Origin of the sequence: Bradyrhizobium sp. IAR9 (assembly GCF_013408065.1) — a bacterium.
Classification (GTDB): domain Bacteria; phylum Pseudomonadota; class Alphaproteobacteria; order Rhizobiales; family Xanthobacteraceae; genus Bradyrhizobium.
The window spans coordinates 480,324-493,022 of sequence record NZ_JACBZW010000004.1 but is presented as its reverse complement, the minus strand read 5'-3'; the positions used below and the strand labels follow the sequence as shown (position 1 = coordinate 493,022).

Here is a 12,699-nt window from a genome sequence, read left to right as displayed (position 1 = left end):
CCTGCCAAAGCTGCTCGATGGCCGATTCCTCCGGTCTCCTGGGCCGTCACGTTAGATGTTGTGGTGAGGTTGCCGCGCGCGCAACTTCAAGCCTGGCGGTTGTCTCGTGTTTCGCTGACAACGATACCGCTAAAGCGCTTCGTGAATCCAAGCCTCTTGCACGGCGATCCTTGCTTTCCGGTAGCTGCCGTTTCGTCCAGAAGGCCGCCTTCGATGCAGATGCGCAACACCGCCAGACCCGCCTGACCCACAGTGAGCAGGGCGGACATTCGCAATGTTTGATGGCCAGGACAGCATGCCCTCGCGCGCTCGTCGTGAGCATTTGCCGAGGCAGCGCCCTTCTCTGGCTCTCGGCGCACCGTGGTTATGCACCAGCAGAGTTTCGGACCAGATCATCATCGCGCCGCGGGCTGAGAGGTTCAGCAAGCCTGAGTGGTCCTCTTCGGATGGATCGCGTTCTGGCTCGTCCCCCTCGCCCTCGGACGCGAAAACGCCGGGACCTCACTCTGAGCCAATCAGGCCGCTGTTCAATCTATTCATGACCGGCAGACATGGACTCGAAGTACGCCATGCGCGATTGCCTTCTTGCGACGAGCTCGCCTCGGACAAATTCGGCTACGGCAGCACTTTCTTTCAATTTCAGACCAAGGGGAAGGCAATTTGGGCTTATTATCGCGCTTTCGCTAGCGGCTTGTCTGGTCGGCAATTTCGTACTGGGACAAACCGCGAGCGGACTTGATCCTAGTTCTATGGATCAGGCCAGCAAAAGAGGAAAGACCTCCGATCGGGCCGCAAGGCTCCGGATCAACCTGATCCGTCAGGCAATCCGCCCTCCTGCCCCGGCGCCAACAGCAGGTCCCGGAGTGCCTTTTGAGAAGCGCGGCAATGCGGGCAGGGGTGCCCAGACGAGACCGCAAAAGACGATCGATCCCTTCGAAAGGTACGACAAGCTGCGTGAAAAAGGGTTGTGGTTCAACGTACCTGGCCCTGCGGACACGATTGGTCAGGACAAGGACGGCGTTAGATCGGCGCTGGCAGATGTCGGCATCGGCTACATCGGCTGGACGCACAACAGCTTTGTAAACAACCAGCTGCCGAATGCGGCCAGAAGCACTATCGCAAACCAGCTTTATATGGGCCAGAACCCGACCTTCGCGTCGGCAAGCTTCATGATCGTCACCTACGATCTCAGCCGGTTTGGCATTGCCGACGGACAGATTGTTGTGGGAGCCGAGCAGCAATACTGGACGTGGGATCGACCGGGACCAGATCGAGCGGGAATCAATACGCTCGCCTACTACCAGACTTTCTTCGACAGGACGCTAGAACTCAAACTTGGCTACCTCAGAAACCAAAATGAGTTCACCGGCACATTGTTCGGAGGGATTACAGGATCGAACATGTCTGCCTTGTTCCAGGGAGGGATGAGCACCAATGCTGCACCGACGCCGGCGGTCAACTTGAAGTACAATTTTGACGATCGCTTGTACAACAAGGTCTCCGTCCAGCGCTCAATCAGTCCAGATGGTGCCTATGCCCACATAACCGAGAATCCCGCTGGCTTGAACTGGAGCACGGCCAATGCGGGCATCCTTCTCGTTGACGAAGCCGGCTACAAGAGCAAGGCTGCTGCAGGCGTACCCGACACGTGGCTGCGGGCGGGCGTTGGTTTGAACAGTAGCCGCTACACGAATTTGGCGGATCCCAAGCAACAAAGGGAGAGCGGGAATAATTTTCACTACATCGCTGCGGACAGGCAGCTCTGGCAGATTGACGCGAGTGGGACGCCGTCTCGCGGCATCTATGGCGGCTTCTCCATCATGGGAGCTCCGCCTGTCCTCAACAAGATCAGCCAATATTACGAGCTTCGTCTTTATGCGAAAGGGCCCTTTGATAGCCGGCCCAGTGATCTGATTGCACTCGTTGCTAGCAAGACGAGCTGGAGCAAATTTGCGGTGGATGCTGCCCTGGCTAAAGGCCAGCTTGCGCATCGTGATACCACGGCAATCACCGGAACATATACCGCCCATCTTGCTCCGGGAATATATGCAGGCGTGGGATTATCATACGTTCATAACCCCACAAGCATCACGCACACGCCCCAAACTGAACACGCGCTCAATCTTTTGGTATCTACGTTGATATTCTTCTGATCATCGCTAACGCCATTTTGGTCCATCATCTCGTGCCGCATGGGACTTGAGCTTCGCGATCTTGTTGAAGGGACCGGCGCCAGACGAGCCCGTTGGGATCTAAGGGTGCGCCAGCTGTAAGAGCTTATGGACAAAAAGATGTCCTTGGATCCCAGGGAGGGTGAGGCGGATTGTTCAGGAGAGCCTGGTCCCGAACGCGGTCATTTCCGAGGTTGGCCACCGCGATTAACTCTCTGCGGAACCATAGCCAGGTCAGGTTCTCGAAAGCTTGCCCGACTAGGCAGACCTGTTCAGGTGATCCTGGAGGTGATGTTAGCGTGGACCTGCAAGATTTTGACCCGTTTAACGCGCCAGCTTGGTCGCAGGTGCAGCACGACGTCTCGCAAGAGCCGCAGACAAGCCAGGCCGGACAAGATGGCTTTGAGCAGCACTTGGCTGAGGCAAGGCAGGCCGAAGCCGCGCCCATCGGCGCTGGAGGCTCCTATCCACATCTATCTACAGAAGACCGCGACCTTATCGACAGGGCGATTGCTCAATATACGGCTCAGAAGAACCCACAACCGAACACGGGCAAGTTTTGTACTAACGCACTTCGTCGGCTGGCGAATGATATTCGCGCCCTTGGCCAAACGACTGAACTAAGGGACCACCAGTCCCTGGTTAATCACCTAGATACTTACTTTCCGAAAGACGCCCTCATGAAGACAGGCGTAAGCGTGCTTCGTGCTTATCATGATTCCGGTCATTTGGTTTCTCGCGGGCGACCGCGCGCGCTCCCCTCAGCGAAAGACGCATCTAACGATGGCCAGCAATCCCCGGACGAAGCGATGGATGCCCATGCCCGGAGCAATCTTCTGGCAAGCGAGGAGGCCCCCATCAATCATGAACATGACGCAGCTCAATCGAGAGCAGCGAAAAGACAGAGGACGCTGAACGATCTGGAAGAAGTTCTGGTATATCGGAAACCGAGCGCAAGCGCCGCTTCAGGAGGAAGTGGCGGAGCAATGCCGGTCGCCTCAACGGGCGTCATAATCCGGGGGCAGTGGGACAGGCGGCCTCTTTATGCCGAGGATGCTGCCGATATCTTCAGGCTTGAGGAGGCGCTTATTGAGGGCGGGACGGCCGCCGTTACGGCGAAGCAGCATGCAGGTTCTCTTATTGGCTATAGCCGTTGGCTCTTCGCAAACGCCAAGCCAAGCATTGTTGCTCGACTAGACGGCAAATCGCTGAGCGATGGCAGTGACGTGCGCGAGTTCAGCGGTTCCTCTAATAGCAACAGACTCGTTAAAGCATTAGAGCATCTGCGGACCTTTCGGTCGACGGGCGTAGTCGTGCCCATCGTGCGTCCGGGGCGCACTCGCGCCAAGCTCAATCCTCCCAACCTGCCTCCAATCAATCCTGAAACCGCGTCACTGACGGACCCGATACGCATCGACGGCGCCGCTACGCAGCACCGCGCGTTGCAGGAAGCCAAGCGGCAAGAGGAGCATCAGGAGGTGCAGGAAAATCTACCCGTCCCGTTGGCGTCGGCTCTCCTCCAAGGACAGGTCGCGGTCGATCCAGAGCAGCTTCCTCAGGAGCACCTTCGGCGCGGACTGGATCATCTTGATGACGAAGCCATCCCTTTGCCAGTTCCCGTCCGTTCAGAGGAGGAGCTTCAACGACTGGAAAAGAACTTGCACGACGAACTTCAGGGACGATTGGAGGATCACGCAGCGCCTTCGTTCTTCATTGATCCGCAGGAGTTTACTTTCGATCCAGACCTGTTCTCTCCAGCGGAGTTTCGGCGACTGCTCGAGGATGAAGACGCACAGGAGGTTACCGAGGGGCGGGATGATCAACCCGCCACCTCGGCTTTCGTCCAAGAGCAAGTCGCATCCGATTCAGAGCAGCTCCCTCAGGCAGATCTTCGGCAAGTACTGGATCATCTCGATGATCAACCCGGCGACTCGCCAGTCTCCGTCCCTCCAGAGGAGCTGCGGCAACTGGAAAAGGACTTGCACGAAGCGCTTCACGGACGACGGGATGATCACTTCGCTCCTCCTGTTTCCATTGATTCAGAAGAATTTACTTTCGATCCAGGGCGGTTTCCTCCAGAGGAGCTTTGGCAACTGCTTGATGCTGAGTCCGCAGAGCAGCTACAGGAAAGGCACGATGATCAATTCGCCTCGCCGTCTCTTATCCAGGAGCAAGTCGCATTCGATTCAGAGCAGCTTCGTCAGGGGAGCGTCGGCGAGTACTGGATCTTGTCGATAATCAACACGTCCCGGTCTCCGTGCCTTCCGAGGAGCTCCAGCAACTGGAAAAGGACTTACATGACGAGCTTCACGGACGACAGGATAATCACCTTGCCGCTCCAGCGTCTATTGATCCAGAAGACTTTGCTTTGGATCTGGAGCCATTCCCTCCAAGTGAGCTTCGGCGCATGCTTGATGATGAATAAGCAGAGGAGCTTTCGGAAAGCCGAGATGATCAACCCGCCCCGTCCGCTTTCGTGCAAAGGCACATCGCGATACGGGGTACCGCCAACTTGTATCGCAAAGGACTCCAGCGAGCTTACCATGATTGATGGCAGCCTTGATCGACTACCTTCGTCTAATCTGGTTGCCGATCTAGGAGAGACTCGAATGGCCAAACGCGCACGCATTCGTCGCACCAACAAGAAGGACGGAAAGAACCCTCACGAAAGGATCACACACGTCGGCGGACTAAACCCCAACGGAACGCAGCGGAAGCGATCCATCGATGATGGCAATCAAAGACATCGAGAGCGGCGAATGGGAGTTCTATGTCGAAGAATACCGCCGCAGGGTTGATGTGATGTGAGCCACTCACGCCGGGCACAAGTACATCAAGAGGACGGTGGACGGCATCCAACCTGACAATGTCCTTTCGCTGCTCGTCGAGTGTCGCGGATGATCGCCGGTCCGCACGTTGAGCCCCCCTCTGGCAGCGCTCTCAAGGGGGTCTGCCCGACAGGTAAGCCGGACGCCCTCCCAGATACCAGTCAGCGCCTTGCGAGCGTGAAGGCTGAATGCGCGGGATGCCCCCCGAACGCATCCTGCGGCAACCGCAAAAGGCGATTGCGTCGGCATTTGATGATGGCCCCAGGTGTCATCTGGTCAGCGCGTAATATCCGCCCCAGCCGCCTCAGCTCGGCCGGCGAACGCTTCTCCCGTTTATGATCACCGTCGACTTCGACCAAAGTGGAAGTTAGCGGCAACTTGATTCGACGCTTTGTCGGCCCTGAAAAGCGCTGTCCCTACCACGCGCCGCTAACTTGGGTGGGCTGCCTTGCCATAACAAAGCTACCACGCCTTCCCGGGAGTGTCGTCAAACTCCACGGGCTGCGAATTGTAGCGCCAAGAGCGCTCGTGGGATGCCTACCAGGATTGGTGGCTGGCCTTCACTTCAGGAGGGAGCGCGATAAAGTGAGGTTTGGCCGCAGAAGATCGGCACAAGCACATCAAGATGACGCCGTGCTTGCGAGCAGGTCGGCTGACTTCCCCCCAGCCTCATGCTCCTTCAATACGCGATAATCTGCTCTTCCGTGAACCTGGCGCGCTTCATTTGTCCGTCCTTCTTCGGGCCGTCCTCTAACTCCTTCCGGAGCAAATACTCAGTCGCAGGTCAAATCTACGATGGTCTGCGAGAGCCTTCTGACCAGACTTCGGTTACAGCTACTTATCGGCAGGGCTGGTTCGACAAACGAATGAGCGCGGTGGCACGCCGAGCATGAGCTAGGACAGACAAGGAATGTCGCGCACGGTCCAGCGAACCGCAAGCGCGACGGCAACAATCATTGCCCCGAGAAATGCAGCCGCGGCCGCCTTCGTCGTGGGGCTCCACAGTTCTCCATACTGTATCGAATCCATTAGACGGAATACCCTACCCTGGATCAAGTACAGCACCAGCGTGCTCGGTCCCAGTTTCGCGGCGATAAAGCGGACCACCCGATTTGAGCGCCCAATATTCCATGATCGAAGTAGGACCTCAATCATCACCGCTGAGGCAGCTGCGGAGCCAAGAAACATCAGAAGCACATTCTTGCGGACTGCAAATCCTGGACCAAAGCGAGATTGTTGTAGACATAAGTGTCGTTGCGCCAGACCAGAAAGCACATCTTCGCCACCATTGAGGCAGACACAATCGAACGGCCCCTTAGAGCGCACTATGCTCGTCCACCGCTCTCTCGACTGCGCAAATGCGAATCCGAAGCAGAAAAACGGGTACGTATACTTTATGAGAGGGAATATGGAAAAGAGGTCAGAGGTGCGAGGACGACCAGAATGACCGATACCAAGAAGACCCAGGACGAGGAATGATTGAAGATCGAAATAGTTTTGGCGAGAAGAAAGCAAATGAACGCGGCCCAGACGAACCAGTATGCGCCGGCGAAATCATTCAGGAACTGCAAAACGTTGTCTGCTGCGCCCGCCGGTCGGGGAAACACGGTCAACTTTAATGTCTCCAGAAGAGAGCACCAAAACAGCATAGGCAACAGGAGCTGCATCGCACGATCGCTGATGGCTTTCGTGAAGGGCTTTCCCGTTAGCGCGCGGCAGGAAAGATAGCCGCTTATCGCCATAAAGAGAGGCAGGTGGAACATGTAGATCCATTTGAAACTTGCCGAATCCCAAAACCCTTGAGGATATATTGGATCAGGTGGCCGACGATCACTAGAATAATGAGCACTCCTTTGGCGAAGTCCAAAGCGAGATCGCGATCGTGCGCTGTCTCAGGCATGACCTTTCCTGTTACATGATGTATCAACATCTCGCCACGCTTTTCCAATTAGCCGAATACATAGCTCGCGACAAATCGACCTGTCCGATGACGGCGGAGACAATCGCCGCTCGAGTCTGCACTCCAATAGCTGACTGTGCGATAAAGACCCAAAGGAAAGGGGAAACGAGCTAGACGATGGTTTATCGATTTCTTTCCACCAACCAATGAGCGGAAGAGCTGTTTGAAAGTCATCGCGAGGAGTCATCCCATAGCGTAATAACTGAACTGCGCATGAAGGCTTGACCGTATGCACGCTGCGAAGTAACACGCCCACCGAGGATTTTGGCCCATCGTTACGAAAGCATTCGTCAGCAAACCTTTGTCTGGTAGCCATGTTCTTAGTGCTTGTTCCCTCGGCTGCACTCCGCGCTGTGCTCCGTCGATGACAAATGCCCTCGATCTGCAGGGCTCGCTGAGCGAAGGTTTTCAAGACAAGAATTGGCGAGTTTTTGGGAAAGGATCAGGGATGCGGAAGGCAGCTTAGGGCCTGCACCAAATTCGTAGAATCCAATGAGCCTGCCTGGTTCTACAAAGAGAAAGCTGCACGGTTCAGTCCGTGACCTAGCAGCCGATCTCGCCTTCCAAAAGCCGCGTATAGGAACGCCGCACGCGAGCTGCCTCGCCGAAAGACGGGGATTGCTGCCCTGCTGCCTCTTCAGCCACGTTCAGGGAAAATGCGAACGCGTTGGCGTCCCTCGCTTTCCACCAACTCGCCCCTGTAAGGCACTCCGCGGATCTCGAAATAGGTCGGCCGCTCAGGCTGGGGCATGATGCGCTCGCCTTCCAAAACGCGCACGAGGTAAGACGGCAGGAATCGCTCCCTATGCTCCCAGCCGCCCCGGATAAGATAACCAAGATCGACTGCACTTTCCTCGGTTTGCCTTGCGCTTACGATTGGCGGTGGGCGATGCAGCGACTGGGATGGCCCGGCCTCGTTCGTCCCACCGGCGCGCGGGTGATGAACCAGGCGAACGTCCCTGCGACCGCCTGGTCCGAACGTAGCCGAATAGAGCTCACCGTTGATCGCAAACTGACTTGGTCCGAACTGGTTTGGCAGCAGATTGATATTGCCCAGGACATCGATCAACACGTCTGAAGCCGCCTGCGAGCGGTGGCGCCAGCCGGCGCCAACAATTGCGCCAATATCCCGTAGCTCCGGCGCCGCCGTCGGCAGTCCTGCGAACGACGATGCGGCTGCAAGCTCAGGTGCTGGCGCAGAGTGCGCATCGTCACGCAAGTGGTACGGCGTTGACGGGTCCAGATCGACGAAGGAATCGAGGCCGGCATAAATGTTTGACGATTGCGGCTGATCTGACGACGACGATGCGGGCTCATGCATCTGTTGCCCAAGCCAGGCCCATGCGCCCTGGCTTGGGGTAGCTGGAGTCGCAGGAAGTTCGACTGGCAGATCAGCCTGGGCGGCCCAGTGCGGCGCTGGAACCGGTGACGCAGGACCGTGGATCTGCTCCCCGAGCCAGTCCCAGGCTCCGGTGCTCGGCGTCGCTGGCGTTGCAGGAAGCTGCTGTAATGAGGCAGCGTGTTCCCCCCGGTACGGCGCTGGCATCGATGAGGCGGGCCCGTGCATTTGCTCGCCAAGCCATTCCCAGGCTCCCGCGCTCGGCGTTGCCGGCATTGCGGGAAGTTCCTGCGGCGAGTGAACCTGCCGAGCACCTTCCGCAGACGGATGACCAGGGTCCTGAGGAGGCAGCAATCCGAGCGCCCTGTTCGCCCCCAGGATTTGCTCGTATTGGCCAAGCTTGACCGGATCAGCGTTGATCTTGCTGTCGTCGGTATCGTGCCTGTACTCCTCGACATCCTGAGCGAGCCCAGCGGTGGACAGCCGGTCGGCGATCGGTGGCCGGTCATGCGTCTGCAGCCACTCACTCAGCCTCGACATGCGGCGAGCTTGCCTGTCGATCGTCTTCGGGTCGATCCTGCCTGTCGCCTTTTCCGCCGCCGCCCACATGCCGATCAGGGTTGCGTCCGCACCGTGAGGAGCCAGTCGGCGGACATCGGCCGCCAGGTCGTTTCCGGCATCGACCTCACGAAGCTTCTTCAAGGCGGCCTTGATGCGCGTGCCCCGGTCCTTTGCGTAGGTATCGACATCCTCATCGAGCTCAGCTTCCAGCTGGTGGTTTTCCACATCAGGATTTTCCAGCTGCGCGTTTTCCAATTCCCGGCGAATCCGATCCGCGATTGAGGGCCTGCCAGCCGTGCTCAGGCGCGCGCTCAAATGGCGCAAATCGGTTGCCGCATTCTTGATCGTGCCGTCGCTGAGGTTACCCGTCGCCTTCCTTCTGAAATCGTTAATGAGCGCCTCATCGGCCGGAGGGACCCCGCGCGTCCGGCCTGGCTGCCTGGCGTAATCAATTCGCAAATTCGTCGAAAAGACGTCAGATTGGCCCACCTCGCGCGGCGACTTTTCACTGCCGCTCCGGCCAAGAGCCTTGCCGATTCCCGACTTGAAGCGTGACCATAAACCGCGTCTTTTTCCGCCCTTGGCGGAGGCGGCAGACTCTGCGTCCGGAAAGCTGTAACGTGCGCTGCTGAACAGATCATCGCGCAGACTGGATTGCGGCACTTGCCCCAAAGCGGGAAGCTGAGAGCGAGGAATGTCTACGCTCCGGCGCGTCGGGCCAATCGAACTCTCCCTAAATGCGGTGTGTGGCGGCACCCGCGTCGACCCACCTAGCTCATCCCGCCGGACTGCTCGTCCGCGTGCGGTAAGAGCCCGATCAGGCGACGTCGATTTGGCTTCATCAGAAGGGTCGAGGTTCAAGCCCTCCAGCCGCCTTTCAAATTCACCCTCCTCGGAGGGTCTATCCTCTCGCTGCGCATTTCGCCCCTGCAAGGCAGCGTACTCCCGCATCCAGGCTCCTGAATTCAAGAATGGGTCAACCGGGTCCATCCTGCTCTCCTCATGTTTGTATTGGCAATGCAGCAATCCGCACGGCCGGCAGCAGATCGTCTAGCGAGACACGATTCTCGATTGTTGTCGCTGCGACCTTTCGAAAAGCTGACGAGATCAGGACATTGCTGCGCGATTGACGGCCTCTCGTCCGGCCGACCGCTTGGCGACAGGACGGGGCGCTCCCGCTTTTCCGCACCTCTTCGGCGGGCCTATTCCAGTCGACGAGATATCAAGGGATCTCGACGAGATATCAATGGATCGCCCTGTCGATCGTGAGAGGAATTCAAACATCACAGCGGGGATCACTCAGCCTCGACAAGGATTATCGCGCAGTCACAGATCAATTAAGTTCCGGCCCTCCAGCGACCTTTGTCTTGAACGTCAACCAAAGCGGGTTGGTTCGCTGCGGTAGCGCCTCACTCCTTTCACCGCCGCGCCACCTTGGCCTTATCAACAACTTTCACCTGGGAGCTCTCGTCCCGACGAGGCTTCCGAGCGGAGTACACCTCGCCTTGCGTCCCAGCTTTCATAGCTCGGCAACACCGAGAGGAACTGATCGACGCAGCGCGCCGTCGAAGCGCAAAAGCTCCTTGTCAGCGATTGGCGAGACTGCAGCATCGATCTTTGGCTTCCGCCGCAGAGCAATGATAATATACCTGCGGCGGTTTGCGACTTCATAACTCGAGGCCGCCACGGGCGGCCAGCACGCGGTGCATGACCTCGCGTTTAATCTCGCTGGCGAGCTCGTTTCGGACTTGGGCTCCGAGCACCCGCTCGGCATCCGGATCGCCTAGAAGACCGTGCTGGGTCAGTCGCTGATCCAAGCGGGTTTGAAACTCCTCGCCCATGGCTTCGACGAGCCGTTCTTGCATCGCTTCATATTCATCAGGAGCGATTCGTCTCAGCACCGTCTCCCAGGGTTGCCAGCGGGCTGCCATGTAGTCGGTAAACTGGTTCGCTTCTTGCTCGCGAACCAAATCCAGAGCGCGCGCCGCATCGTCGGACGTCACGTGAGAAACCGTCAGAAAGCGCATGTCAGGGGCGACCTGGATCAGCTCCAGCGGCTCGCGCAGAAGATGTTGATAGGCCAAGTAGACTTCGACGTCGTCTACGTTCGGGTGCAGGGTGAGGAGCGAGTTCACCCGGTCGCGCGCGATCCCGTCCAGCGCGTCTAGGCGGAATGCAACGCGGCCGCGCTGGATTAGTTGGTCGAGCCTATCATCATAAACCCCCTCCTCCACGTCAGCATTGAGGCGCGCGGTCCGCATACCATTCCAGTGCAGGGTAACACGATCCTCACAACTGGCGTTGGCTTCGGAAGCCTGTGTGAAAAACTGTTCGCGCAATCTCGGATTGGCCGCCGCCTGCCGCAGATCATCAGCCACGGCCTGCCGAAAATCGGCACTTCCATAATTGACGGTCTCGCGTAGCCGATCTAGGAACCGGGCGTAGTCCGGGGCGCCAGGCTCATCTGCAAAGTGCAGCCATTCGGCCAGCGCCGCCGGATCGTCCCCCAGCCAGTGCGCGGCCGCCTCGTACAGAGGCAGCTGCCCAAGGTGCGGTGCCGCAAGGCGAACGCGGACCTCGTCCGGGAATGGATTATCGCCGAATTCGACGTTCTCCAGCGGATAGCTCAAACTTCCCGGTAGGAGATGTTCAGGCAGGCTGGTGAGCCGGTTACCGCTGAGATTGATTGATTGAAGCCAGTTCGGAAGGGTTTCGGGAAGGTTGGCCAATTGATTGCTACTGACATCGAGTTCAACGAGACCCCATGGGAGGGACTCGGGAAGCTCGGTCAGCTGGTTGCCACTAACCGACAGCGCGGTGAGGCTGCTTGGAAGAGCCTCGGGCAGGCTACGCAGTCGGTTGTTGTTCGCGTTCAGGATCCCCAGCTCCGCTGGGAGGCTGTCTGGGAGACTGGTCAACCTGTTATCGCTTACCTCGAGGCGATAGAGGCTCGCCGGAAGAGCGTCCGGCAAACTGGTCAATTGGTTGTGGCTTATAAGAAGCTCGCGGAGACCAGGTGGAAGGCTTGCGGGCAGGCTACTTAGCTCATTGTGCATGGCGCCGAGGTTCAGTAGCCTCGGCGCAAGGGCGTCGGGCAAAGCGGTTAACGACAGGGATGACAAATCGACCGAGTTCGAGCGCATGTTCTCCGCAGCCCTGATTCGCGAGCGCCCCTGTCGCCTGTTCTCGGCTTCGCCCTGCCCCTCCTCGGCAACCCAGCCGTCCAGGATTCGCGCGCGCGCGGAGGCCGGGTTCCGATATCCTGTCAAGCTTTCGAGCAAATTCGCCACGGCACGGTTGAAGCCGCCGATGTAGCATTCACGCTCCCCTTCTTCAAAAGTGTCCGGGCTGGAACGCGCGCTCCGCTGTGCCTGTCCTGTGTCCACCATTTTTCTCCGTCATCAGAAACTTAAGGAATACGCCTGCCGCCGCGCAATGCTGCGAAGCAGGAGTTTGCGCGCTGGCGCAATAATCATTCGAGCGGGCGCACGTGCGACGCGTCGACCCACTCCTGGTCGAAACGGTACATCTTCACGCTATTTGAGGCGGCGAAGGGATCGATGCGGCTGCAACGTTTCCTGCCGTTCCGTTGACCGGACAGATCTAGAGGACCGCCAGCGTGAAATCGTTCTGCCCATATTACGGCCACCTGTCGATTAGCTGACGGGTCTCGCTGCAAAACAAAAAGTTGCACGATTTGTTAACCAAGGAAAAAACCGGCGTTGCACCGATTGCCTTACCCGCATGAAAAGACCGCTCCGAAGTTGAGCTTTCGAGCGACTGCCGCTCTTCCTTTTCACGCACTCAACCGAAAGAGGCTCCATTGACTGCCATTGAGAT

General features: G+C 58.0%; 4 protein-coding genes and 1 pseudogene. 2 read left to right on the top strand and 3 right to left on the bottom strand.

Going from position 1 to position 12,699, the window contains the following annotated elements; genetic code table 11:
- Window positions 1-749 precede the first annotated feature (749 nt).
- Window positions 750-2,153: a carbohydrate porin gene (locus GGD67_RS14410; RefSeq protein WP_246790790.1), complete on the top strand. Its 1,404-nt coding sequence runs from the start codon at window positions 750-752 to the stop codon at window positions 2,151-2,153.
- A gap of 317 nt (window positions 2,154-2,470) precedes the next feature.
- Entirely contained in the window at window positions 2,471-4,969 is a 2,499-nt protein-coding gene (locus GGD67_RS39345; protein WP_246790789.1) for a hypothetical protein, read from the top strand.
- A gap of 924 nt (window positions 4,970-5,893) precedes the next feature.
- Here GGD67_RS39345 and nolL read toward each other — a convergent pair.
- The 3 genes and pseudogenes from nolL to GGD67_RS14390 all read right to left on the bottom strand — a co-directional run bounded on the left by nolL (window position 5,894) and on the right by GGD67_RS14390 (window position 12,248).
- Window positions 5,894-6,929, bottom strand: a pseudogene (gene nolL, locus GGD67_RS39930) (nodulation factor fucose acetyltransferase NolL).
- 667 nt (window positions 6,930-7,596) lie between these two features.
- Complete coding sequence (locus GGD67_RS14395) at window positions 7,597-9,522, bottom strand: hypothetical protein (protein ID WP_312013685.1); 1,926 nt, start codon at window positions 9,520-9,522, stop codon at window positions 7,597-7,599.
- 1,004 nt (window positions 9,523-10,526) lie between these two features.
- Window positions 10,527-12,248: an NEL-type E3 ubiquitin ligase domain-containing protein gene (locus GGD67_RS14390; protein WP_210286469.1), complete on the bottom strand. Its 1,722-nt coding sequence runs from the start codon at window positions 12,246-12,248 to the stop codon at window positions 10,527-10,529.
- Between the last annotated feature and the right edge of the window lie 451 nt (window positions 12,249-12,699).